The organism is Pseudoalteromonas sp. MMG033, assembly GCF_057197785.1.
The window spans coordinates 1157405-1183034 of record NZ_CM170070.1; the positions used below are offsets into that span (position 1 = coordinate 1157405).

Annotated in this window: 16 protein-coding genes; 9 read left to right on the forward strand and 7 right to left on the reverse strand. The window is 46.3% G+C overall.

Annotated features, from left to right (window positions below; all coding sequences use genetic code 11):
- Positions 1-14: 14 nt before the first annotated feature.
- From AC2CZC_RS05255 to AC2CZC_RS05270, 4 genes are all read left to right on the forward strand, one after another.
- Positions 15-659: an endonuclease gene (locus AC2CZC_RS05255; protein ID WP_484584062.1), complete on the forward strand. Its 645-nt coding sequence runs from the start codon at positions 15-17 to the stop codon at positions 657-659.
- A 177-nt stretch (positions 660-836) separates the two neighbouring features.
- Positions 837-2447, forward strand: a complete 1611-nt coding sequence (locus tag AC2CZC_RS05260; RefSeq protein WP_484584063.1) for a S41 family peptidase — start codon at positions 837-839, stop codon at positions 2445-2447.
- Positions 2447-2842: a hypothetical protein gene (locus AC2CZC_RS05265; protein ID WP_484584064.1), complete on the forward strand. Its 396-nt coding sequence runs from the start codon at positions 2447-2449 to the stop codon at positions 2840-2842. The genes AC2CZC_RS05260 and AC2CZC_RS05265 overlap by 1 nt, the downstream gene beginning before the upstream one ends.
- Positions 2843-2930: 88 nt before the next feature.
- Entirely contained in the window at positions 2931-3614 is a 684-nt protein-coding gene (locus AC2CZC_RS05270; RefSeq protein ID WP_484584065.1) for a 4'-phosphopantetheinyl transferase family protein, read from the forward strand.
- 59 nt (positions 3615-3673) lie between these two features.
- Here the strand turns inward: AC2CZC_RS05270 and AC2CZC_RS05275 are convergent, their stop codons facing one another.
- The gene (locus AC2CZC_RS05275; RefSeq protein ID WP_484584066.1) at positions 3674-5299 is read right to left on the reverse strand and encodes a cyclic peptide export ABC transporter; all 1626 of its coding nucleotides are present in this window, start codon (positions 5297-5299) and stop codon (positions 3674-3676) included.
- A gap of 304 nt (positions 5300-5603) precedes the next feature.
- Here AC2CZC_RS05275 and AC2CZC_RS05280 point away from each other — a divergent pair, with 304 nt between their 5' ends.
- From AC2CZC_RS05280 to dhbA, 5 genes are read left to right on the forward strand one after another with little or no spacing between them, the layout of a single operon-like run.
- A complete protein-coding gene (locus tag AC2CZC_RS05280; RefSeq protein ID WP_484584067.1) occupies positions 5604-6833 on the forward strand; it encodes an isochorismate synthase in 1230 nt (409 codons plus the stop codon).
- Positions 6834-6837: 4 nt separating this feature from the next.
- Entirely contained in the window at positions 6838-8436 is a 1599-nt protein-coding gene (locus AC2CZC_RS05285; RefSeq protein ID WP_484584068.1) for a (2,3-dihydroxybenzoyl)adenylate synthase, read from the forward strand.
- A gap of 11 nt (positions 8437-8447) precedes the next feature.
- Positions 8448-9314 (forward strand): isochorismatase family protein, encoded by an 867-nt coding sequence (locus tag AC2CZC_RS05290; protein WP_484584069.1) that lies wholly within the window; start codon positions 8448-8450, stop codon positions 9312-9314.
- Positions 9314-10636: a condensation domain-containing protein gene (locus AC2CZC_RS05295; RefSeq protein WP_484584070.1), complete on the forward strand. Its 1323-nt coding sequence runs from the start codon at positions 9314-9316 to the stop codon at positions 10634-10636. The genes AC2CZC_RS05290 and AC2CZC_RS05295 overlap by 1 nt, the downstream gene beginning before the upstream one ends.
- Positions 10637-11401, forward strand: a complete 765-nt coding sequence (gene dhbA, locus AC2CZC_RS05300; protein WP_484584071.1) for a 2,3-dihydro-2,3-dihydroxybenzoate dehydrogenase — start codon at positions 10637-10639, stop codon at positions 11399-11401.
- Between the two features lie 202 nt (positions 11402-11603).
- On the opposite strand, the gene AC2CZC_RS05305 is transcribed toward dhbA, so the two are convergent.
- The 6 genes from AC2CZC_RS05305 to AC2CZC_RS05330 all read right to left on the reverse strand — a co-directional run bounded on the left by AC2CZC_RS05305 (position 11604) and on the right by AC2CZC_RS05330 (position 25563).
- The gene (locus tag AC2CZC_RS05305) at positions 11604-13694 is read right to left on the reverse strand and encodes a TonB-dependent siderophore receptor (RefSeq protein WP_484584072.1); all 2091 of its coding nucleotides are present in this window, start codon (positions 13692-13694) and stop codon (positions 11604-11606) included.
- Between the two features lie 202 nt (positions 13695-13896).
- Entirely contained in the window at positions 13897-14169 is a 273-nt protein-coding gene (locus AC2CZC_RS05310) for a hypothetical protein (protein WP_484584073.1), read from the reverse strand.
- Complete coding sequence (locus AC2CZC_RS05315) at positions 14169-14477, reverse strand: hypothetical protein (RefSeq protein ID WP_484584074.1); 309 nt, start codon at positions 14475-14477, stop codon at positions 14169-14171. Before AC2CZC_RS05315 ends, AC2CZC_RS05310 begins: the two co-directional genes overlap by 1 nt.
- Positions 14461-15993 (reverse strand): PepSY-associated TM helix domain-containing protein, encoded by a 1533-nt coding sequence (locus AC2CZC_RS05320; protein WP_484584075.1) that lies wholly within the window; start codon positions 15991-15993, stop codon positions 14461-14463. The genes AC2CZC_RS05315 and AC2CZC_RS05320 overlap by 17 nt, the downstream gene beginning before the upstream one ends.
- 181 nt (positions 15994-16174) lie before the next feature.
- A complete protein-coding gene (locus AC2CZC_RS05325) occupies positions 16175-19987 on the reverse strand; it encodes an AMP-binding protein (protein ID WP_484584076.1) in 3813 nt (1270 codons plus the stop codon).
- A complete protein-coding gene (locus tag AC2CZC_RS05330) occupies positions 19984-25563 on the reverse strand; it encodes an amino acid adenylation domain-containing protein (RefSeq protein WP_484584077.1) in 5580 nt (1859 codons plus the stop codon). Before AC2CZC_RS05330 ends, AC2CZC_RS05325 begins: the two co-directional genes overlap by 4 nt.
- Between the last annotated feature and the right edge of the window lie 67 nt (positions 25564-25630).

The following is a 25630-nucleotide window of genomic DNA, read 5'->3' on the forward strand; positions in this document are numbered from 1 at the left end:
CTGAGGTGAGAGACATGCCCTTTGTACCATTAAGTTGCTTGCTGTTTTTACTGTTTTACTCACATCCAGCGGCGGCAGATACTTTCACCAGCTTCTATCAGACAAAAAAACATCTCTCTTCGCAGCTCAGTGATACAGCTAAGACGTTATATTGCGGATGTGGTATCACCCAACAGGGAAAAAAGCTCATCCCAATAACACAAGAATGCGGTTATCAGCCAAGAAAACCAATTACACGCAATGGCAAGCCCAACAGCCGTGCAACCCGAATTGAATGGGAACACATAGTGCCAGCATGGGAGTTCGGCCATCAACTGCAATGTTGGCAGGAGGGAGGTCGCGCCAACTGTCGTAAAGTCAACGCCCTGTTTCGTCGTATGGAGGCCGATCCTAATAACTTGGCCCCTGCAATTGGGGAAATAAATGGGGATCGCAGTAACTATCGTTTTGGTATGTTGCCAGATACACCCTTTAGACATGGCAATTGCGCAGTGAAGGTTAATTTTAAGCAACGCGTTATTGAGCCCCCTCCAGCAGCCCGCAAGCAAATTGCACACGCCTATTTTTATATGCAGCAAACCTATGGCTTGGCGATCAGCGACAAACAACAAAAGTTATTCGAGGCCTGGTCCCAAATTGGGCATCAACGTGCCCAATAACATAAAAATTTTCATCTCTGTGTATTTAAATTGGTAACAGGCGCCAATTAAATTGTAATCCAAAGCCGCAATTGATAGTTTGGTTCTAATATTAATATTGCAAGTGCAACTGAAAGCATCACACGTTAATTCAGGTCTAGTCATTTAGAGCAGTGTGGTAAATAGTTAGGAATAGATATGAGATTGAGCAATAACACGTTATACCTCGCATTTGGCATGGCACTCACATCAACCCTAATGACGGGTTGTGGCGGCTCTGGTGGTACCAACACAGTAAACACACCAACCACGCCTGATACCACAGCACCGACTTGGCAAGCTGGTCAATTTTCTCCCTCTTCGCAGTTTGCACACCGCTGTGAATCGCCTCGCAGTGGCATTGACCCATTTGAGAATACCGCATACCCTGATGTTGCTGGCACCATGATGCATGAAAAAATGTGGTTGCGTTCATTTAGTCATGAAACCTATCTTTGGTATGACGAGGTGATTGATAATGATCCAAATACTTTCTCAACCGTTGCCGCTTACTTTGCTCAATTAAAAACATTCCAGAAAACGGCCAGTGGTCAAGACAAAGATCAATTTCATTTCAGTGAAAGTTATGAAGACTATAAAAAAGAATCACAAGACGGCGTCTCCGCAAGTTTTGGCCTTTCATGGACTATTCCACAATCTCGTATGGCTTATGTGGCTTATGTGAATGATAATACCCCAGCCGCCGATGCCGGTGTGCAGCGCGGTGACAGACTACTTAAGGTAGGCGACATAGATTTTTTAACTTTCACAAACGAAGACAGAGAACAAATTCTCACCGCCTTTGCGCCGCAACCAAATCAAGTCGTTACACTCACTTTGCTCGACCGTAGTGGGCAGGAAAAAGTGATTACGATGACGGCACAAAATCTCGAACTTGTGCCAGTGAAAAACACCCAAATATTTGAGCATCACGGCAAGCAAGTTGGTTATATGCAATTTAATCAATTTGTTGCGAGTGCACAGGATGACTTAATTGACGGATTTGCAAAATTTAACCAAGAAAATGTCGACGAGCTCATTTTGGATATGCGCTACAATGGCGGTGGTATTGTCATTCAAGCATCACAGCTCAGTTACATGATAGCAGGCAGCCAGTCCAATGGCCGTAACTTCTCTATCAAAACTCATAATGATAAGCAAAGTAGTAAAAATGAGCCGCTTGAGTTTATCAATCAGTCTGTTAACTGGACAACGCTTAGATTTAATAACGACCAACTTCCATCGCCGCAGATGGAGCGTGTTTACATACTCGCAACTGGTGACACAGCGTCTGCCAGTGAGAGTGTCATTAACGCACTGCGTGGTATCGATGTTGAAGTTATCTTAATTGGTGACGACACTCGAGGTAAGCCGTTTGGGTTTGTTCCTGAGCAGAACTGCGGCACAGTGTACTATACCATTCAAAACAAATCCGCTAACGCAAAAGGGTTTGGTGATTACGAAGATGGTTTCATCATTACACCACAGGCCAGCGTGATTGGCGAAACAGGCCTTGATGCCCAAGTACCAGGCTGTCGTCTAGATGATGATTTTAGTAAAGATCTGGGTGATAAAAGTGAAAGGCTATTTGCTGGGGCACTGCATCATATCGCCACAGGCAACTGCCCTGTCCCTGAGCGTCAAGGGCGTACATCTTATTCGCAAACAGCCACAGCGCCAGACACTATGAACGACGTTGCGCCATTTACTGTTCCTTTCCAGCCGCTTAAACACGGTGCTATATATACAGATATAAAAATGGATAAGTGATGAACGCAAAACTGCTCATAAGTACTGTAACGGCACTGTTTATCAGTGCCTGTAGCAATAGCCATGATACTAATAACATACAACCAGCACTGCTCACAGAGGTTACCCCCACTGTACTACAAGAACTCGGTGATGCCATTGTAAAACTAAAAGGAGGGAGTGCACCAACCCTCGCTATTGATGTTTTTACTCACACACCACAACTGCTGTTATCGTATGGTCAATCTGCCGTTAAAAATACGGCAGGTATGAGCTATACCGAATTATCAGCGCTCCCCATTAGCGCGTTTGAACTACAACTTCGCGAAAAGCAGTGCGTGCTTTACTATCCAAAAACCACGCAATTTATTGTGCTGCAGTACCCCAGTTGTATCGCCTATGAAAGTGAAGACTAGTAAAAACTGAGTTTAATCTGTCAGTTACCTAGCTTGCATCCACGAAGGTGATCAGAGACACTAAGGCGGTTCAGCCAAGGAGTCTTACATGCACATTATGCCCGTGTCACCATTTCAACCTCAATTGCCTTTTGCTTATCACTGCATGGCATTTAGTCCAGAGCGATATCAGGACGCTGACTTTGCGCATTTTAACCAACCTCTACCCAGTAAGTTAGGCCGTGCCGTGGCAAAGCGAAAAGCCGAGTACCTTGCAGGGCGCGTGTGTGCCGCCAACGCAATACAGCAACTTGGACGCCCTCATTATGTGGTACAAAGCGCCGAAAGTCGCGCGCCTATTTGGCCTGAAGGGGTTAATGGCTCAATCACTCACAGCAAAGGGGTCGCAATGGCAATCACCACAGACAAAGTGGACGTGTTAGGCCTTGGCATTGACATAGAACATATGATGTCTGATAAACAAGAAAATGAGCTGCGTAGCCAAATTTTACGGGATGATGAAGCGACGGCTTTTGCAGCACTGGGGCAAGATCATCAAAAACCACTGACTTTGGTGTTTTCTGCAAAAGAAAGTATTTATAAGGCGCTGTATAACGTGGTGCAAAAATTCTTTGGTTTTGATGCTGCAAAGCTCATTGACCACGATGTTAAGCACTTGCGTTTTGCCTTAACGGCCAGTTTGCACCCAACTTTACCTGTTGGCACCGAAATAACTGTGTATTACCAAAGTAGCGATGAAATGGTGCTCACCGAGTGTGTGCATCTCGGCTAAGTGACTCAGAAAATAAAAACGATGCGATTGCATCGTTTTTATTTACTCTATAAGCCTTTTTACATCGCCAATTGATTTGCCAGATCACTTTTCGCTTCTGTCAAACACCCATTTTCCATTCGCAGTAGCCTATCTGCCAAGTGGAAATATTTATCATCATGGGTGATCACAAAAACGGTCTTCCCCTTTGCACTCAATTCAGGCAGTAACTCTTTATAAAAAACATCCTTAAACACGGGATCTTGATCAGCAGCCCATTCATCAAAGATATAAAATGGTCGGTCTTCCAGATAAGTCACCACCAGAGCAAGACGTTTACGCTGTCCTTGAGATAACTTTTGGGTGGTAAATGCACCGTCTTTAATCGCCACTTTATGGTGTAAATTCAGCTTTTCGATCAGCTTATTGCCTTTCTCTTGTAGCACCTTATCCTGACAGTCCAATAACCTATCAAAGAGATGAAAATCACTAAATACAGCACTAAATAATTGGCGATAACCATCTAACTGCGCATCATTGACGTGATTACCATCCACATACAAGTCACCTTCTTTTGCAGGGTATAATCCACACAGAAGCTTAGCAAACGTCGTCTTACCACTGCCATTACCACCAACCAGATAAATGATCTCACCGCGATTTAACGTTAAGTTAATTGGTGTCAGTGCGAACACTTCGTCACTCTGCTCATGATAATAACCGTGACTCAGCGCTTTTAGTTCAATCTGTTTAAACTCAGTGAGCGACGATGACGATTGCTGAGCAATTAAACGTAACTGCGCCCTCATTTCAGTGATCGTATTAGCAGAGGCCTTGGCTGCGGCCGCTTTTGGGATCGCCGCTAGCATCACTTCAAGCGGCGTAAGCATGTATAAAAACAACAGTGCAAATCCCGACATTACCTTGGTTTCATCCGTGCTTTGACCTGCAAGGAAATACAAGGTGCCACCAATAAATGCAAAAATACTAAAGCCGCCCCAAGAAGCCGCATAATGATAGATGGTCGCCCCCTGCACTCGACGTTTACGCAACAATGAAATCGTGTCACCAATCACCTGCTCAACAAAAATACGACGCTTTGATTTATGTAGTTTGAGTTCCTTTGCACCATCGTAAATAGAATCAAATTGATCGTATAAAGCGTCTTGAATCTTTGCAGCTTCGGTGACTTTTTTAAACGCAGTCGCATTAGCTAAGCTGTAACCAATTGAGCCCACTATTAAAGTAAGTACTGCAAAAATAAACACCCGCCAATCTAACCAAGCCATATACGCAAAGCTGCCAAGTACTATCATGGCGTTGGTCAAAATACCCGGTAGGCGTTGGAAAAACTCTGACACACGTAAGCTATGCTCGGTTAAGCAAGATTTAATCTTACCAGCGCCTTGCGCCTCAACATCATTAAACTCGGCATTCACCACATGCTCAGCCACTTGACTACGCACAGTCGCCTGACTTTGCTCAGTCAGTTGCTCTGCGAATACTTTGGAACAAAGCTGTAATACGACGCCAACCACAGCCAAAATAGCAAAGTAGGTAAACTGCTCAGTGCGCGCATCAGGCGAGCTATTGATGATTTCATTGATCAGCGCAACTAAGGCAACACTGGCTAAGCCAAACAAAGTACTGGTAATGGCTGTTGCCATAAATCGCCACCAGGTGGCGCGAATTAGATTAGCAAGCACGTTACTTCTCTTTTGTTAATTCAAGATTAGGACTAGATACAGGACGACAAGCCAGCGTAAAAATTCACAGCAAAGAGCAGATTTATATTCCCTCCTATCATCTGTAAAAACCAGCTCGTCGACAAAACCAGTACCTAAGAGTTATCCTACTGATCATAAAGCGTTTTTAATAGAAAATTTATTTTCAATATACCTTGCCCAAATGACAGGCACAGGTCGCAATGCACCAGAGCACTAAATCTTTTTGTGATTGACACGTCTTTAACACACATTCACGGCTGACCGCTTTATCGGCAGCAGTTTAATGACAACGCAAAAAGGTTTAATTATGCATGCAGGCGAAATATCTAACTTAGCGCAGGCTCAGTCTTTGGGTGAGTTCCACCTAGATCAAGATTGTCTATTTGTTTCCGGTGAAAGCTGTTTGCTTGGCCATGGCATTAAACATCGTTTTAATCTCCCCATCGCCAACACAGACTATTTAGTCAATGAGCTAAAAGCACAATTACAAGCAAACCAAGACGACAGCGAGAACGTGATTGCCTTTGGCGTTCTGCCTTTTTGCAAATATCAAACAGCACAGTTCATCATTCCCAAGCAAGTTGCCAAATGGGATAAAAGCGTATTCAGTCAGTGGCTAAATACCCAAACTACTGATAGCAATCATCAAGAAAATAAGCTTACCGAGATCCGGTACCTTCAAGACAGGGCACACTTTGAGCAAACCGTATCAGAAGCAAAGCACCTGTTTGACAAAGGTCTGCTAGAAAAAATCGTACTCAGCAAACAGGTTGAGCTCGGCTTCGAACACCCTATCAATGGCAAACATGTGTTAAATCAATTACTGACACAAAGCCAGTCAGGTTATCACTTTGCATTTCCAACGGAACATGACTCTGTGCTGATGGGCGTCAGCCCTGAACTACTACTTAGAAAACAAGATGAAACGGTAACCAGTAACCCATTAGCAGGATCTATCCCAAGAGATCCGTGCAGCAAAGTCGAAGCACAGCGACGCTCAGCGTTATTTAATTCTAAGAAAGACAGGTACGAGCACGCCGTCGTGATTGATGACATGCGTCAATTATTGGAGCCTGTGTGCGACAACTTATCGATCCCAGCAGAGCCCTCATTGCTGCACACCGCCACCATGTGGCATTTATCGACGGTGATCTCAGGCCATTTAAAAGATCCCACCACCCATATTTTAGATCTTGCCAATCAATTGCACCCTACTCCCGCACTGTGTGGCAAACCCACTAAGCCTGCTTATCAGCATATTCTGGATCTTGAAGGTCATGGTCGAGACCTCTTCTCTGGGATCATCGGCTGGTGCGATCAGCACGGTAATGGTGAGTGGGTGGTAGTGATCCGATGTGGAGAGCTCAAAGCACATGTTGCCAAATTATTCGCAGGTGCTGGCATTGTCGCCGCCTCTGATCCTAGCTCTGAATGGCTAGAGACAGAGGCGAAACTCAAAACCATGCTGAACGCATTGTCTGTTCAGCAAGCTTATACTCAGTTTAACAAGTAATATTATGCGTATTGAATATACTCCGTGGCCAGCTGAGCTGGCTCAACAGTACCGAGCCAAAGGTTATTGGCAAGATAAACCGCTGACCAGTATTTTATCTGATCAGCTTGAGAATAATAGCCAAGGCATTGCCGTGGCGGATGGTCAGCGCCAGCTTAGTTACATTGAGCTAAATACTTACAGTGATAATCTTGCAGGCTACCTCGCTCAACAGGGATTGCAAAAAGGTGATACTGCTGTCGTGCAACTGCCTAACTGCATAGAGTTCTACATCACTTACTTTGCCTTGATCAAACTGGGCGTTGCCCCGGTATGCGCTCTGTTCAATCATCAGCGCACAGAATTACAAAGTTACTGTGAGATTTTGCAGCCCAAAGCCATGATCGTCTCCTCTGCACACGCTTTATTTGGTGATGAGCAGTTCACGCATGAATTATTTAATCGCTTTGCTTGTTTGAATAAGATCATCACAGATCACAGCAAAGGCAATAGTGAACTTAAGCAGGGTTATTTGCATAAGCATGCTTTCGAAGCCCCTGATCTCAACCCTGAAGACGTTGCATTTTTCCAGCTATCTGGTGGCAGTACAGGCACACCCAAACTGATCCCGCGCACCCATAATGACTATCTATATTCTGTGGTTGCCAGTAAAGAGATCTGCAAGCTAGATGGAGAGACACGCTATTTGTGCGCCCTACCTGCACCACATAACTTTCCATTAAGCTCACCGGGGGCGTTAGGTGTGTTTATTGCTGGCGGCACGGTGATCTTAGCCAGCGATCCAAGCCCAGCTGTGTGCTTTAGCCTGATTGAGCACTATGCCATCACGCACACTGCGCTTGTGCCACCTGCCCTGCAATTATGGTTACAGCATGCATCAGCCAGCCAACATGATCTGACTAGTTTAAAAGTGATCCAAGTTGGCGGCGCCAAACTCAGTCGCAGTGTAGCGGAGCAAGTCACTCCCATTTTAGGCTGTCAGCTTCAGCAAGTATTTGGTATGGCTGAAGGGCTCGTAAATTACACCCGCTATGATGACGATCCTGAACTGATCTTAACCACACAAGGGCGTCCGATCAGTGAGCATGATGAAATAAAAATTGTCGACGAGCATGGCAACAATGTCCCCCAAGGTGAGTCTGGACGACTCATGACACGGGGCCCTTACACATTTAGAGGGTATTACAAGTCACCCACACATAATGCCTCTGCCTTTGACAACGATGGCTTCTACAGCTCAGGTGATATTGTCAAACAGCTGCCCTCAGGTCATTTAATTGTCGAAGGGAGAGATAAAGATCAAATCAACCGAGGCGGCGAAAAAATCGCAGCGGAAGAAGTCGAAAATCACTTACTTGGCCATCAAAATATTCAGCAAGTAGCCATTGTATCCATGCCAGATGACACGCTAGGTGAAAAGAGCTGCGCTTTTGTAGTAGCAGATCAAGGCATCAAATTGACGACGCTTATTCTGCGCAAATATCTGCGCCAACTCGGCATTGCCGATTACAAAGTACCCGATAAATTTAAGTTCGTAACCCAACTACCGTTAACCGCCGTAGGCAAAGTCGATAAAAAAGCCTTGCGCGCCACATTCGAATAACAGAGAGCACCATGAGCATTCCAAAGTTAAATCACTACCCGTTACCACGCGATGCAGAATTACCTGAAAATCGAGTGGATTGGGACATAGATCCCAATCGCGCAGCTTTATTGATCCATGATGTACAACATTATTTTGTTGGCTTTTATGGCGATGACAATCCATTGATCGACACCATGATCCAGAATATTCAAGCACTTAAAGCACACTGCTACGAGCATGATATTCCTGTGTACTATACCGCTCAGCCAATCAAGCAAGGCAAACATGAACGCGGTCTATTATCTGACATGTGGGGCGCGGGCTTACAGGATCCAGCACAGCAACCTATCGTTGATGCGCTAGCACCAACCGACAAAGATGTGGTGCTCACCAAGTGGCGTTACAGTGCATTCCAAAAATGTGATTTTGAACAGCAATTACGTGACAAGCAACGCGATCAGTTACTCATTGTCGGGATCTATGGCCACATTGGCGTTATGACGACCGCGGTAGATGCCTTTATGCGCGATATTGAACCATTCTTGGTGGCCGATGCCATCGCGGACTTCACTAAAGAAGAGCACATGATGGCGCTGGATTTTGTCGCAAAGCGCTGCGGTAAAGTGGTATCCATGTCAGAGATTTTAGGAACTCAGACTCAAGATCTGACTTCGCTAGAGGGATTGAAAGCCCATATTTTAACGCTGATTGACTGCGAAGAAGATGAGTTTGACGAACATGAAAGTCTGATCGACTATGGCTTAGATTCCGTGCAGGTGATGAATCTCATCTCGTTGTGGCAACAGCAAGGTATTGAGACCAACTTTATTGAGCTGGCACAGATCCCAACTCTAGCCGCTTGGGTTGAACTACTTGAAGAACGCAAGGAAGACTAATGACGTATCCTCTTCCACTTACTGACTCGCAGCATGCCATGTGGTTGCTGCATACCATCAGTGGTCGGGGGGAGCTTTTTAATGTTGCCGAGTGCTTAGAGTTTAAAGGTAAGATCTCGGCAAATTGGCTGCAACACGCATTGCAACATGTTTGGCAAGCAAGCGATATGCTTTCTTGCCGCTTTGTCAGCGATGCCAGTTATACGCCTCAGCTTCACCATGACAATACAGCACCCACTATCCTCTGCCAAGATATTGCACAAGACCCAGAAGATGTGCTCTCTTTTGCTCAGCAGTTTGCCAAACCGCATTTAGCTGAGCCGTTTGACCTTAGCCAAGAAGCATTAATGAAGTTATTTTTGCTGCGCGGTCCACAGCAAGATTACTTGCTGATCGTGGCACATCATCTGCTGTTAGATGGCTATGGCTTTGGTTTATTCTCACAGTCACTAAACCGTTGCTACAATGCACTGAGTAAAGGCAAACCACTGCCAAACCTACGCTTCACTGGGCAACAAACCCTGCTCGAATTACAGCAAAGTGAAGCGTATAAAACGCAGCAACAGAAGGCGCGAGAGACCCTCAATCAATGGCTGGACAACGCAGACAATGTCTACTCTTACAGCACAGAAAAAACGGATGTCTCTGAGCCGAATCACCGTCTGACAAACACGTTCTCACAATCTGTCTGGCATACAATCCAATCTGCGGCACAGGTGACCAACACAACCAGCAGTGAAATACTGCTTGCGGCCATTGCTGCGACTTTGGTTGAGCAGCATCAGCAAAATCACGTTACGCTGGGATTAGTGATGATGAACCGCCAAGCTATTAGCGAGCTAAGCAGTCCATGTGTGCAAAGCAATGTCTTACCTCTACCATTGACGCTTAATGATGAAAATGATTTAACGACTGTGGCACAGCACATCAACCAGCAAATTAAAGCGTTAAAAAAAGTGCAGAGCTACCGCGTTGAATCGCTCAAACGGGATCGACAAAAGCAGGGTAAATCTTTAAATATTATTGGCCCCACGATTAATTTATTGCCATTTGCCAGCACCCCTAAATATGCCGGCATAGAAACGTGCAGCCACATACTAAGTGCAGGGACTACGGACGATATTATGTTGCAGATCCATTTACTGGGCGATACACCGGCAACGGTAGATTTTGACAGCAATGTTGCGCGTTACGACAACGACGCTGTCAAAAGCATCCAAACCCGCATATTTAATGCTGCACACCTGTGGGCGACTCAACCAAAACTGTCACTCAAATCCCTATGCGAACAACTTAGTCAGTGTAACTTAGAGGTCTCATAGATGGATTTTCAACATGCACTCACTTCAGAGTACAACCAGCAGATTGTGTGGGTGACAGGCGTTGGACAAGGTATTGGTCTGGCTGTCGCCAAGCAGTTTGCCGCACTAGGTGCCAAAGTCATTGGATTTGATCGCCAATTTAGCGATACCAGCATGCTGTATAAGCAAGTTCACTGTGACCTGTCTAAGCCTGAGCAGCTTGCTCAAACCTTGGATGAACTCATCCAGCATGGGTTAGCCCCCTATAATCTTGTGTATGTTGCCGGTGTGCTTGAAATGGGCGGACTTGATGAGCTCAGCCTCACCCAGTGGCAACACTGTCAGAACGTCAATGCAACCAGCCTGTTTGTGTTTATTCAGCAATGCGCTCAGCATTTTAAACACACGCATCAAGGCAGTATTGTGACCATTGGCTCCAACGCTGCGAACACGCCCAGACAACACATGGGGGCTTACTGCGCATCAAAGGCAGCTGCCACGCAACTGACGCTTACCGCGGGCATTGAGCTGGCAAACTACGGGATACGCTGTAATGTCATCGCACCTGGCTCAACATTGACCCCCATGCAAACAGGCATGTGGCAAGATGATAAGGGTGCACAACGCGTGATAGAAGGCTTTGCTGAGCAATATAAACTCGGTATTCCACTACAAAAAATCGCGACCCCTGAAGAAATTGCCAACAGCGCGGTGTTCGTCGCATCCAAGCTATCTTCGCACACCACTATGCAAATACTCACCATTGATGGTGGCGCCACTTTTTGACCACACACACCAAAGCCACCTATCCTTAGCGGGTGGCTTTTTTCTCAATTTTTCTCATCGCGTAGCCTTAGTTTAGATTCACACTGTATACTCATTACCACCGCCCTCTTGTGACCATTGCCCACAAAAAAGCCCCACATGAGTGAGGCTTTGTGCTGCGAATATACACTGCAAAGTGCCCGTAGGCACTTCGTATCGCGTATTAGAATGTATAAGTTACTTGCGCAGAGAAGTTGCGAGGGTCGCCCGGGCGAACCGAAATAAAGGCAATTTTCGCATCGTACTCTTTGTCAAATAGGTTATGAATATTGAATTTTGCACTCAATGATTCATTGAACTCATAATATGCTGAGAAACCTGCTAAGACGTTTGAATCAACTGGTACGTAATCGTAAACAGGGCCAAAACCTGTAAAGCCTTCGCGCTCACCAGCATAATTGATATATCCACCAACTCTTAGCGAATCAAATTCATAAAAAGTGCTGAAGCTTGCCATGTTCTCTGGTACAACGCGAGTAGAACGGCCTTCACTTTCATTTGGCGTGGTCACATCCGTATCCGAGAATGACAGTGACGCAAACCACTGTTCAGTGAAGTAACCAGATACTTCAACTTCGTAACCTTCTGACTCGATACCGCTTTCACCAACATAGTAAAGGTTTTGATTTGCATCTTGACCTGCTACAACCGGGAAGTTTTCTTGAACAATGTTAAAATAGGCAACATCTACACTTAGGGTGTTTTCACTGTTAGCAAATCTAAAGCCAACTTCTTGGTTTTCACCTCTGACTGGATCTAATAACTTACCTGCTTTGTCGTAATATCCAGGTTGGTCAAAAATATCTGTATAACTCGCATAAACTGTTACTTGTTCATTTACCTTGTACACACCACCATAGTAAAGGCTGGTATCAGAAAACTCTTTATCGGTGATAGTACCTACGATATTACTATATGATGTAACATCTTTATGGTTTGCACCCAGCAACACGTTAACATTATCTAATACCTGTAAATTCAACGCCGCACGCGCGCTGCGTGAACCGATATCAGCAGTACGTAGTATTGGGTTATCATAGTCGTAATCCGGCTTTGCAGGCTTGGGCTCTGGCGATTCATCTCTGTGCTCTGCCGCTAAATTACCAGCAACTCGTGAAAGCGGATTATATTGATAGTTCAACTCTTCAAAATTTGTATCCGCGACAGTTACATTCAATGTGTGCGTTTGGCCAAATAAATCAAACTGGCCATTGACGCCAAGCTCGGCTCGGTCTGATTCATAATCAGCATCTTTGACATTAGTAAATATTGCATAGTCACCATTTGGTGCCGGATGCCAATCTAGACCAGTATAAACTTTATTTTCATCAGTTGTTGATTGATGCAGCTTAGCCACGACAGACCAGTCACTATTGATCTGATAGCGTAGCTCACCCATCAAACTATCTTGCTTCGAATCTTGAGTACCCCAATCAGGATAAATATTGGCTTCAATACCAATCTCAATCGGATCATTATTAGAAAAATGTAGTGGCAAACCATCTGATTTAGCAGTCTGGCCGTCATCTTGATAACTCGCAAAAACAGATACCTGCAATGCATCTGTGATATCTGCACTTAACGTTGTATAAAATACCTTACGATCAGCATTGTAGCGTTCAACAAATGAGTCTGTATCTTCTAATGCAACAACCGCACGGGCACGCACTGAACCGCTATCAGTCAATGTAGTATTAAAATCTGCTTCACCGCGCATCTTGTTCCACGAACCATACTCTGCCGTGACATATCCACCGGTGCCATTATATGCACGCTTTTGCACTAGGTTCACAGTACCAGAAGGTCGACCAATTTCTTGCAGCATACCTGTTGAGCCGCGGATAACTTCCACCGTTTCAAAGATACTTGTGTCTAGCATCGTTGCTTGGTTAGGACGCGCCGCGCTACCCATGCCATCAATCAAGAAACGGTTCATTTCAAAACCACGTGCGAAAACAAATCGCTCACGACTGTCTAGCGACGTTTCAGAGTACACACCAGCACTGTGAGTGAGGGCATCACCGATTGAGTTAATATCATGGAAGTCCATGAACTCACGGTCAATCACAGAGATTGACTGCGGCGTATCGCCGATTGCAAGTGGCAGTCCGGTTGCCCCTACATCGCGGTGGTGTTTGCCAACCACCTCAATTCGTTCCATATCTAATTTAGCATCGTCTGCTAATACTACTGAAGAACTACTTGCTAGTAGTCCAATACACACCGCTTTTGCAATCATAGAATATTGCTTCATACGCCGTTTGACTCCCTTATCCTAGTCGAGATAAAAATGCTGATTTACTCATGGGCAGACGAAGCCATACAAAAAAAATTTAGCGCGTTTGTGTCATTTATTCTGACAAAAATAAGGCTTAAACAATAAGTGCATAAATATCAATTATTTACAGTTTAAAAATATTTATGATTATATTTATACTGCTGATATTTATCATAATTTAGTGAATTAAGTTTATGCCAAATAACAAAATAAATAGCCCAGCCATAGGCGTTAAGTACTTGGCGGCAAGCAAACAGATAGCCTTATAATTTGCTTGCATCGAAAAGTGAAAAGCGACACCTGCAATCACAATAATGCTCAGCAATTCTGTCACTGTGATTACGGTATGAAAATCCCAACCAAATAGATCTAAACTTAGCCAAATACTGCCTCGTACCAGCAGCCAGCCAACCAATAACCCCAATAGAACCGCAACGTTTAATACCCGCATCACAGTACTCCACCAAAAGCCGCTAAGATGAGTAATACCAGTATGGGCGTTGTTCCACGGTGATGGCCCATCATCACAACCACAGGTAAACCAATACTCAGCGCAAACAACACCAAAAATAATGCCGCGATAAAGCCGAGTTGAAAGTAATAAAAAACACTCAGTACCAACACACTCAACGCCAACATACGCAATGGTGTCATAGACTCAGAAACCTTTACTACGCCTGCAAGTTTGCGATAAGGCCAATACTTGGAACAGGCAAATAGTACAAACCCAATTAACAAAAAACTAAGCAAGGCGATCATTAGCAGGCTCCAAGTCTATTGTGCGTTTTTTCACTTTGTCTGTGACTCGCACCACAATCGTTGCTAAGCCAAAGCTCAAACCAGACAAAGCAATAAAAACGATATTTGCTGTGAGTAAATCTTTACTAACAAAGCTATAAATCTCATGCCCTAACAGCAGGCGTATCACATCGATACAAGGCAGAATTAAAAACAATACACCCGCGATCTGCAGTACCATATGGGCAGACTCTTTTGCCTGCTTAAAGTAGCCCGTCAATAAACCACAGCCGAGTAAACTAACAATCACAATCAACTGATTTGTCAGCGCAGTTAATGGCTCGCCTTGGCTAAATAATCGAGTGCAAACCAACAGCAATGCAATTGCAAATAATGCGCCGCAGGTGCCCGCCTCTAAGCATGCGCGCTGCAAGCGAAATAAGACTTGTCCAGCACGCTTGGGCTCTCTAATCGCCAACCAATACAAATTTCCAATTAACATGGCGGCAATCGCCATCAAAGACAGGATGAAATACAATAAGTGGGAAGACTTACCGAGTAAATGCCCTTCATGTAGCTGGATCATGATGTTATAAACATCATTCACAGGCCTTCGATGTGGTTCATAAAGCAAATTGCCGTGCACATCATAAAAGGCGGTGACAAACTCAAAACTGCGATCAGACTCGCCACTTACGCGCAAACGTATCCAAGGCCCAGGATAGATATCAAAGCGCGCAATCCGCATATCAGGATATGCCTGTTGATAATCAGTGATCACTTGATTAAGGCGCTCTGCGCTCAGCTTAGCGTCCATGTCATAATTGTCCGGTTTACGTGGAAATCCGAGCTCATCCCAATAACTTTCACCACTTTTATCAGCATATTTATGGTATATCGGCGCATTTATCTCATAGCCAACATTAAAATAAGCGCTGCTCCAGCCATACATCAACATAAACAGCAACACACCCAAGCCCAACAACACATGACTGTCTTTAAACACATCACGAGATTTGCCCTTAGCACGATATTGATGGAACTTTTTCACCAAATCACGCCAGCGGATCCAAATGCCGCTGATAGTAACCATAATCAAGAAAATACAGGCTAACGCTATGATATCTGTGCCGATATGCGTCATAAAGTTGATATGCCAAAAATACAAAAAGTCTGCCGCAGCTTGCTGTTGTGCGCTGTCTTGACCAAAAAGTTGTTGCGTTTGATTGTTATAAAGCAGCCGGTCGTCATGACCGACGTAAATTTGAAATAAGTGGTGGTGCTGAGGGTCGGTTGTTAAGGTAATGCGCTGCTGCGCAAAATCAGGGATTTGTGTCATCAGATCAGTGACTGCGCTTTGCCATGACATATCACGCTCAACATGTTGATCTTGATGCCATGCAAACTGCCAGTTTAGCAATTGCCCTCGGAAAAAAAGTAAGCTACCACAGACAAAAACAATAGTGAGAATACAGGCGCTGATTGCCCCTAAAACGGAATGCTGTTTGGTTAGCCGGGTTAGCGTTTTTTTATCCATAAACTCCCTCCTGTTTATTTCAGGCTGTCCATTTAAAGTCAGTTTTTGACAGCCAAAACCACACCATTTGGCAGGACGAGAAGCAGTGCTAAAAATTTATAAAAATAAGACAAAAAACAAGAAAAGGGGCGTTTGTTACCCAAACGCCCCTATAAGTCAGCCTATTTATAAGAGGAAAGCGTTAGCTCATTTGAGTCGCAACCGCATTCAATAACTTCGGATGACGCACCACTTCTTGGTGTCCAACATCTAGCTGTTCAACCAGCATTGACGCGCCATTGCTCGTCAATTTTGCACTGTACACATCAATGTCACTGGCCGAACGCTCTTTTGACCACAAGACATGTATTGGCAATGGTTTAGGCAGGCTTGGTAAGGTGCATTTTACCGCGCGCAGTGCTTTCAAGCGCTCACTCTTGATAAAAGTATCCGCCAGTTGCTGCGCGGTGATCGCATTGTAAGGCAGCGGCAACGCGTCAGCAGCAGAGTGCCAAAATGCCCGTAAATGTGCGCTTAACGTGCGGCTGTCCAGCTCGTTTTCAGCAAGTAGAGGCGCAAAGTAACCGTCTATGCGTTGCGTCCACGCCTCGCCGCCATGATCCACCACCAGCGTTAAAAATTCGCTGATTGCATCTAACTGAGAGACATTGCGTGTTTGCGCGGTTGGGATCCACGAATCTGCCAAGTACAATTGTGTGACATGCTGTCCTGCTGCCTCCAGCAAGGTTGCCACTTTTGCTGCCAATAAGCCGCCCATAGACCAACCCAACAACTCAATAGGCTGCCCAGCAAATTGCGAGATGAGCTTGTCCGCGTAGCTTTGCGCCAACGCATCAAAATCATCCACAGCAAGATCCGCACTATTTGGTTCAAGGGCAAATAAGTTGACCTGATCATTCAAATGCTCTGCCAATGCACGATAACTCAGGGATAACCCTAAGCCATCGTGGAAACAGATAACCTGACGATTACCTGCTTTATGGCTATTCAATGGTGTGATCTGCTCAGTTGCCTCTGTGCTGAGCACATCGGCCAATTTAGCAACGCTCGGTGCTTGGAATAACACACCTAAATCAAAGTGCAGATCTGACGCCTCTCTATCGGCCCAGCGCTTAACCAACTTGATGGCCGCAATGGAGTGGCCACCTAATTGGAAAAATGACGCGCTACGGCTGACTTTGTCTAGCTCCAATACTTCTGCAAACACCGCAGCGAGCTTTTCTTCTAACTCCCCTTGCGGCGCTTCATAAGCCAGTGTTTGACTCGCAAATGAAGGCAGCGCCTTGCGATCAATCTTACCATTACCCAACCTCGGCCACTGTGCCACCACCATAAAGGCAGAAGGGATCATCGCCTCAGGTAAACTGTGTGACAATGCACTTTTAAGTGCTTGCGTCGCGTCGCTGTCAAGTGCCCCATCTTCATACTGATTGGCAATCAAATAGGCATTTAAACGCACTTGTCCATCCACTTTATCTGCAACCACAAGCGCGTGTTCAATACCCTCTAGCTGCTCAATACAGGCAGCTACTTCACCTAGCTCAATCCTAAAGCCACGTACTTTCACTTGGTCGTCTTTACGTCCTAAGATCATCACTGAATTGTCCGGCATGTAGCGGGCGAGATCGCCTGTGGCATATACGCGCTGAGCCAATTCACTGTGCTCGGTAAAAGCGGGATGTTCTGGCTGGCCCAAATATCCTTCGCTCAACTGCGCACCAGCGATAAATAGCTCGCCCACTTCACCATAACTGCACAGCTGCCCTGTTTGGTTGAGCACATACGTATTTGTACCTGCAAAAACCTGACTGAGCTTAGCCACACCACCGTCGCCAGCCACATAGCGATGACACATCACCCCTATGGTCGCTTCACTTGGTCCATAGTGATTGTAAATTTCGCTGTGCGGCGCCCACTGCTGCAGTGAACGCAAGAAGGTGTTTGGACAGGCTTCACCACCTAGTACAATTTTTTGCGGGAAATAAGGCAGTGCTTTTAAGTCGCACAGCGCTTGTAAGTGAGAAGGTACGATTTTAATGCAATCAATCTGATACTCAGATAAAAACGCCCCAAACTCTGTGCTGTCCATACTTTGCTTTTCACTGGCAATACACAACCGCTTGCCAAGGTATAACGCATTAAATAAACAGGTATACCCCAAATCTGCTGCCACGGTCGCTGTCAGTGCAAAGTTATTTTGCTCTGATAAACCCAGTGCTTCACAGGATGCCGCACAATAGGCACTCAGCTGTTGCTGGCCGATACGCACGCCCTTTGGCGTGCCCGTCGAGCCAGATGTAAAAATACTGTACGCCAAGCTGGTTTCAAGTGACGCAAGTGTTGGCAACACAACATCACTGTCTGCTTGCAATGCCTGCACTGTCACGCCTGTTTGCGCTGACTCTGCTATCAGGGTGGCATTATCAAACTGGGCAACGACCTTGTCGATACGTGCCTGCGGCCAGCTTGGGTCTAATGGCACAAAGCCAAACCCTGCCCGCATACTGGCAAGCATCGCCACAATTAAATCAGTGCTTCTTGGCAGCAAGAGTAATATCGGCTGTATTGAATCAGGCTGTCTGGCCTTTAATCCCTTTGCTATGCGCTCAACTTGTTGCCACAACTGGCCGTAAGTAAGTGTGCTGTTAGCATCAGTGAGTGCCACAGAGTCAGCATCTGTGCTGGCAAAGCCCGCGACACGTGCGATCACTGTTTCAGCAGGTGCTGCCAATTGCACACCATTGATGGCCAACAGCTGTGATTTATGGTCATCACTTAATATGCTGATCTCAGAAGATTGTGTATGCACCTCGGCAGAGTGAATAACGTGCAATACCTGAGTCAATTGCGCTAGTAAACTACTCACAGCAGCTGCAGAAAAACTATTTTGGCAGTAATTTAATGTCAACGTGCCCTGCTGAGATACCGCTAAGTTCAGTGCGTGATGCTGACTCACCTGCCAATCAGGCTGCGCGCTATGCAGCGGCAGTACGGCATCTGTCGTATTGAGTGCAGTTTTGAGCTGCGCCAAAGAAATACTCTGCGCCACCTGACGATGATTTTCACACTGCTCGTTTAGGGCACCTAACCAGCTGTGCAGGCTCTGCTCTGGCTGATATTCAACGATAAGCGGCAAGCTTTTCGCATATCGGCCCAGTGCGCCTTCAAATGCTTCATCTTCAAGACGGGGATCATAATGCAGTGCGGTCAAAAAACGCGGCGTCGTTGCTAAACGCGCCATCAACCACCACCATGCATATTGCGCAATATTCTGTGCTGAAGTTTCCAATGTCTCTGCAAACTGTTCAACACCTTGCCAAAGCGCAGCATCAATCTCATTTTGAACTTGCGTGTAGCTGCGCTCACCTTCACTGACCGTGCCCATGTTGTAAGGCAACTGCAATGGTGCTGGGATATCCCCTGTTAAATAGTTTTGCCAGTACACTTGGCCTGCTAGGCCATCTTCGTCATGTAACATCTCTTGCTGCCAGGCAACAAAATCAGGAAACTGCAGCGCTTCTTCATCATCCGGTTGACCAGCTATAATAGCAGCGACGAGTTCCAATGATGATAAGTCCAACGCACCGGCAAAACCGCGCAGCGCCAGACAACTTTGCTCTGGCGTATTGATGTGAGTCAGATGAAGATTGCAGCCCGAATGAGGTGCGATCTCAACGGGAAAAATCACCGCCAGCTGTGCCAAACTTGGCACACCAACCTGTGTCCACTCAATGTTATCCACTTTTATTTTGGCATCAAGACTTGGTACAGCACGTAGGCCTTTGAAGCCTGCAACTTGCTGATAATTTGAAGCCAAACTTAAATGAGATTGCACCAGCTCATCCGCATAGCGCTGGATCTCTTGCAAACTGCTTGAGCAAGGCACCAATAACTGTACCAGTGCTGATGTGTTTTCGCCCTCAGTGACAAAGCGCTGCTGGTTTGCTGTCAGTACCACACCTTGTTGATATTCTTCGATGTACTCTGTGATCATGCTAGGCACTCCTGCTCTGCTTGCGCTGTGTTGGCATCAGCCAATTGTTGTTGGGATACCATATCCCCCATCGCAACAACGATTTTTCTTGGTTCTTCGTAAGGGTCACGGGCATGGGCTGCTAACATGTTATCAAGCATTACCACGTCGCCTTTTTGCCAAGCAAATCGCACCGCGCAGCGCTCGTACGCTTCACCGATCAGAGCCATTTCTTCATAGCTGATCGGCGTCCCATCACCAAAAAATACATTGCGAGGTAAGTACTCGTGGCCAACCATTTCTATTAAGTCTTTGCGCACGCTCTCTTCTAAACAAGACTCGTGATGCAGCTGAACTTGGTTAAAGAAAGACGCTTCACCCGTTAGATGGTGCTTGATCACGCCATGGGTTTTAGTACGCGTTTGCAAGCCACCATTGTCTAGCCAACGGAACTCGGTATTACTGGCAGCCAACCGTGCTTCTACCTCGGCTTTATCGTCAGTTTTGTAAAAGTCCTGCCAAGCCACATCCAGATTCGGAATAAAATTACGTACATAAAGCAGCTCTTTGGCTTTAAATTTTTCCACCAGCTCTTGTGGTAACTCTTTAAGCATACGGCGACAATCCACAATCGGCGTCGCACCGCCAACCACAGATGGCAACTCACAGAAGAACCATTGCTTGCGCGGCCACTTGTCTAGGTGAGAACTCTCATTGTGATACAAAATCATCTGACGCTCAGGATAAGGCGTCGATTTATAGGTTTTCTTGCCGCCTTCTTTTTTCGGCAAGTCGCCATACTGGCCGTATAACCCCGGCTGGATCGCATCGGCAAATGACTCAAACTCTTGCGGAGATTGCAGCGCAAAGTTTCTGAAAATAATCCCGCCGTACTGCTTTAAATAACCGTCAATCACATCTCGGTTATTGCTTGCCCAGTTAATTGGGTCAAGATCAGGGGACGTCGGCTCTACGAGAATAGGAAATTGCTCAGTATCTGGTAAAAAATACGTTTTTATCGGTGCAGCTGGTGCCTTAGCACGTTTTTTTAGACCTTTCTTTAATCCTGAAAATGAATTTCCGCGGGCGGCTTTTTGCATAGTTTTAAATTCCTGAATCATTGGCGAAATTACATTGCGAACAGGCTGTTCGCTCATCTCCATGAGTTGCAATACGCATTGCTGCCAACGCCCCAACCATTGCTGCATGCTCTCAGGGTTATAAAGTTGTTTTCTAAACACCCACTGGCATTGCAACTCATCCGCCTCAATGACGAAAAGCGCACTGTCAAATTTACTGCTAATCGCACTGAGACTATCGGCAGGTTCAAGACGAATGTCATCCATCATCCACTGCTGCTGCGGGGTGTTTTGCATGACAAATAACTGCTGTACTAATGGTTGAATATTGTTCACTCTTGGGGCGTCCACTAATTCAGTCAATGACTCCAAGCCCAGCGCTTGATGGGCCATCACTTGCAGTGATAAATCTTGTGTTTGTTTAATAAAATCAATAATTAAAGAGTTTTCATCAAGCTGACTACGCTGTGGTAATACCCGTACAAAAAAGCCAATCAAGGCTTCCAGCGCTGGGTTATCACGCCCTGCAAAGTCACTGCCAACCACCACATCTGGCTTATCGTTGATGGCATGTAAGAACAAGAAATAACCAGATAAAAGTAAGGCATTGAGTGATATTTGCTGCTCACTGGCAAAGGCTTTTAAGCGCTTGGTTTGATCTGCGTCAAATGCGCCAACCACTAACCCCCCTTCATTACTCAACTGCGCAGGGCGTGGGTAGTGATTTGGCAATGCACTGTTTGCCGGTGCCGCGGCTAAATGGTCGCGCCAATAAGCTCTCAGCGCGTCCCCGGACTCACCACTGAGTAGCGTTTGCTGCCAGCTGGCATAATCCACATAATCAAACTGTAATGGCGACCAACTTGGTGGCTGCTGACTAGCAAGTGCCTGATATGCCGTAGCCAAGTCGCCAATCAATACGCTCATCGACCAGCCATCGGAAATAATATGATGTGTGCTGACCGACAGTTGATACTCGCTTTCTCCAAGCTGAATAAGCAGGGCGCGCAGCAACGGCGCTTTTGTCAAATCAAATGGCTGATTTTCAAAGTCGCGCTGCAGTTGCTGGCTTTGCGCTGTGCGCTCGCCTTCATTTAAATCCGTCAGTACCTCCACCGCCAGTTTAAAATCAAGCTGCTCACTGACTTGCATACTGGCTTCACCCAAGTGCTCAACAAAGCGCATGCGCAACGAGGCATGGCGTGCAATCACTAAGTCAAACGCTTGCTGTAGCAGATCAACATCCAGCGCGCCACGGAGTGTGACCGCACCTGAAATATTAAACGCGTGCTTGTCTTGCGCTTTGACCAGTTGATCCGATAACCACAAGCTCAGCTGCGCTGGTGCTAATTCATAACTCGGCTGAGCTGCGACTTTGACCAGTTGAGGTCGCTGAGTACTGTCTACTTTATTTAATAACGAGGCTAAAGCTGCCACATTGGGCGCATCAAATACATCTTTTACTGTGCAGTTGCACTCTAGCGTCTCACTGATGCGACTGGCCAATTGCAGTGCACTGATAGAATCACCGCCCAAAGTAAAGAAGTCATCTTCACGGCCAATCGGTGAGGTCTTAAGGACGGTTTGCCAAATTTCGGCCAATTGCTGTTCTTGCTCGTTCGCAGGCTCAACATAGCTTTCACTTTGGCCGTCATGTGCTTTTGGCAAAGCATGTCTGTCAATTTTTCCTGAGTTATTCAGGGGCAATTTATCCAATACCATGATCACACTTGGTACCATGTACGGTGGCAATTGGGCTGCTAACTGTGCTTGTAGGGTACTGCTTTCAAGCCCACTCCCTGCCACATAAGCCACCAAACGCGTGCCGGTTGGTAACTCTTCCGCGATTACCACGGCTTCAGTCACAGCTGGTTGTTGATAAAAGTGCGCTTCAATTTCACCTAGTTCAATTCTAAAACCACGGATTTTCACCTGATGATCGGTGCGCCCCAAGTATTCTAACTGGCCTGCGTGGTTGTATTTCACCAAGTCTCCGGTGCGATACAAACGGCTGCCCGCGTGGCAAAACGGGTTAGCAATGAAACGCTCGGCACTGAGTTCAGGACGATTTAAATAGCCACGAGCGAGGCCATCACCCGCAATATATAACTCACCAGCAACACCACCTGGCACTGGGTTTAAAGCGTTGTCCAAAACATAAAATTGATTCGCACGCACGGTTTCACCAAGGTGAATATCAGGCGCCACAACCTGCTGGCAAGAAGACCAAATGGTGGTTTCTGTCGGTCCATACATGTTCCAAAGGGCCACTTGCTTATCGAGTAGCTCGGCAGCCAACTCAGCGGGGAGTGCCTCCCCCCCACACAGGCCCAGTACGGGTTTTTCAATTAAGTTTTGCGCCAGTAAGGCACGCCATCCCGCTGGCGTAGCCTGTATCACAGAGACGTCCGCCAAGATGGCGGTACTGAGCTCACTTTGCTGCTGAGCAATGCATACCTTCGCTCCCACATAAAGCGGCAAATGTAACTCAAGGCCTGAAATATCAAACGACAAGGACGTCAGTGCCAACACCGTATCTTTACGATGCAAAGCAAATTTTTCCTGCATAGCCGCTAAAAAGTTACTGAGGTTTTGATGGCTAATGGCCACCCCTTTTGGCTTACCTGTCGAGCCCGAGGTATAAATCACATACGCCAATTGCGCAGGGTGAATCGTGATAGCTGGGGCCGTATCAGCATAACCTTGCAAAGATAACGTCGCTGTATTGCACTGACCAACCTCTGTATCCACTGATGCTGAGAGATTGTGCAGCACCAGCTGCGTACCACTGTGCGAGAGGATATAGTCAATGCGTGATTGCGGTAACTTGGGGTCTACAGGCACATAAGCGCCACCAGCACGCAGTACTGCCAACATGGCCACCAGCATATCCACATCACGTTCATACATCAGCGCGACTTTTTGCTCGCTTTGCAAGCCCTCAGCTAATAGATAATTGGCCAATTGCGCACTGCGTGTATCAAGCTCAGCATATGTCAATGACGTGCCTTGCAGATCAGATACGGCAATGTGGTTCTGATGTGTGGCAAAGTTCTGCGCCAATAAAGACAAGTAATCCGCGGCTGGCACAACTTGCTCAGCTTTTACTGGCATCGCATCTGCAACCACATTCCCAAGCGCAACATCTGGTGCACTGGTCAGCTTGGAGCAAAATGCCACAAAAGATGCCAACAAGCGCTCCAACACAGGCATGTCATAGTATTTTGGATCGCCTTCAAATTGGATCAATAAGCTATCTGCTTGCTCAATCACTTCTAACGAAAGCGGAAACTTGGCTTCAAACTTGTCGACCACAATGGGCGTCAGTGGCAGCGGCATTGGGCCATCACTACTGGGCTTGTACTCTGAAAAGTTGTACATGGCTTGGAAATGACTTTGCTCACCCATTTGCTGCCAGCCAAGCTCCCTAGCCAGCCATTCATATGGGATCAGCTGATGCTCAATCACAGTCAGGGTATGCTGCTGTACCGCGCGGGCAACCTCCACCAAGGTACGCTCGGGCAATGCCTCATTCTTATACAGCTGCGTATTGACAAAAAAGCCAACAATTTCGCTAATATCCGGATGATTTCTGGCAGCCGTCGGCACACCCAATAAAAACTGCTGTACGTCGCTAAAGCGCGACAACACTATCTGATACAACGCCATCATTAACGACGAAACCGTCAGGTTATGTTGCTGAGAAAGCTGTCTCAGTGCACGGGTTTGCTTGGCAGATAACGGCGTTTTTGCCACCACGGCATAGCGCTCATCGCTCGCTTGTTCCGCTTTGGGGAGTGCAAGATGTTGCGGCTCAAAGTTCACATAGTCTTGCCAATATGAACACGCTTGCTGCCCCATTTCGGACGCAAGGGCATCGCGCTGCCACTGGGCGTAATCTAAATATCGCAACCCAGTTGGTGAGAGAGGTTCACCAAAATAGGCCCGCACTAAATCTCGTAAAATTAAATTCAAGGACCATCCATCACTGGCAATATGATGGTTATCTAACAGTAAAATCCCGCCTTTGCCGTACGCCACCCAAGCGGCGCGCATTAATGGCGCACAACCCAAGTCAAACGGCTGAGCAAACCAATCCGTTACGATATTCGAGCCCAACACATCAACCGCTGCGCACGCCTGTAACGATGTATCTAACGTCAATATCGACAAGGGCACCTGTGCATCTTCAACCAAATACTGCCTTGGGGTATTGTCATTGCTAAAGCGCGTTGCCAGCGCCTGATGGGCATTTACCAAAGCGTTCAGCGCTGCTTGTAGTTTGTCGATGTCCAAAGCCGTCTCAATATAAAAGGCACGGGGGACATTGTATGAAATCGACTCTGGGGTTAATTGCTGTTGTAACCACAGCCTTTGCTGTTGAAAAGACAGGTTGCCAAACGTGTCTGGGTGTTTTGGGATCTGGTTATCAGCCTCTGGTTGCTCAGCAAGCAGCTCACCAAGTAATTCAAGGTCCAGTTCATCTGCAAGCACATCAAGAATATCGTCGTTGTTCATGTGTATCTCGAAAAAAGGAAAAGGGAGTCATCGACTCCCATATACAAAGTTGAATGGATTACGTGTA

What these genes read in the sequence shown, in the direction of transcription:
- AC2CZC_RS05255 (WP_484584062.1), top strand. Translation starts at nt 15, where the DNA reads ATGCCCTTTGTACCATTAAGTTGCTTGCTGTTTTTACTGTTTTACTCA.
- AC2CZC_RS05260 (WP_484584063.1), top strand. Translation starts at nt 837, where the DNA reads ATGAGATTGAGCAATAACACGTTATACCTCGCATTTGGCATGGCACTC.
- AC2CZC_RS05265 (WP_484584064.1), top strand. Translation starts at nt 2,447, where the DNA reads ATGAACGCAAAACTGCTCATAAGTACTGTAACGGCACTGTTTATCAGT.
- AC2CZC_RS05270 (WP_484584065.1), top strand. Translation starts at nt 2,931, where the DNA reads ATGCACATTATGCCCGTGTCACCATTTCAACCTCAATTGCCTTTTGCT.
- AC2CZC_RS05280 (WP_484584067.1), top strand. Translation starts at nt 5,604, where the DNA reads ATGACAACGCAAAAAGGTTTAATTATGCATGCAGGCGAAATATCTAAC.
- AC2CZC_RS05285 (WP_484584068.1), top strand. Translation starts at nt 6,838, where the DNA reads ATGCGTATTGAATATACTCCGTGGCCAGCTGAGCTGGCTCAACAGTAC.
- AC2CZC_RS05290 (WP_484584069.1), top strand. Translation starts at nt 8,448, where the DNA reads ATGAGCATTCCAAAGTTAAATCACTACCCGTTACCACGCGATGCAGAA.
- AC2CZC_RS05295 (WP_484584070.1), top strand. Translation starts at nt 9,314, where the DNA reads ATGACGTATCCTCTTCCACTTACTGACTCGCAGCATGCCATGTGGTTG.
- dhbA (WP_484584071.1), top strand. Translation starts at nt 10,637, where the DNA reads ATGGATTTTCAACATGCACTCACTTCAGAGTACAACCAGCAGATTGTG.
- AC2CZC_RS05305 (WP_484584072.1), bottom strand. Translation starts at nt 13,694, where the DNA reads ATGAAGCAATATTCTATGATTGCAAAAGCGGTGTGTATTGGACTACTA.
- AC2CZC_RS05310 (WP_484584073.1), bottom strand. Translation starts at nt 14,169, where the DNA reads ATGCGGGTATTAAACGTTGCGGTTCTATTGGGGTTATTGGTTGGCTGG.
- AC2CZC_RS05315 (WP_484584074.1), bottom strand. Translation starts at nt 14,477, where the DNA reads ATGATCGCCTTGCTTAGTTTTTTGTTAATTGGGTTTGTACTATTTGCC.
- AC2CZC_RS05320 (WP_484584075.1), bottom strand. Translation starts at nt 15,993, where the DNA reads ATGGATAAAAAAACGCTAACCCGGCTAACCAAACAGCATTCCGTTTTA.
- AC2CZC_RS05325 (WP_484584076.1), bottom strand. Translation starts at nt 19,987, where the DNA reads ATGATCACAGAGTACATCGAAGAATATCAACAAGGTGTGGTACTGACA.
- AC2CZC_RS05330 (WP_484584077.1), bottom strand. Translation starts at nt 25,563, where the DNA reads ATGAACAACGACGATATTCTTGATGTGCTTGCAGATGAACTGGACCTT.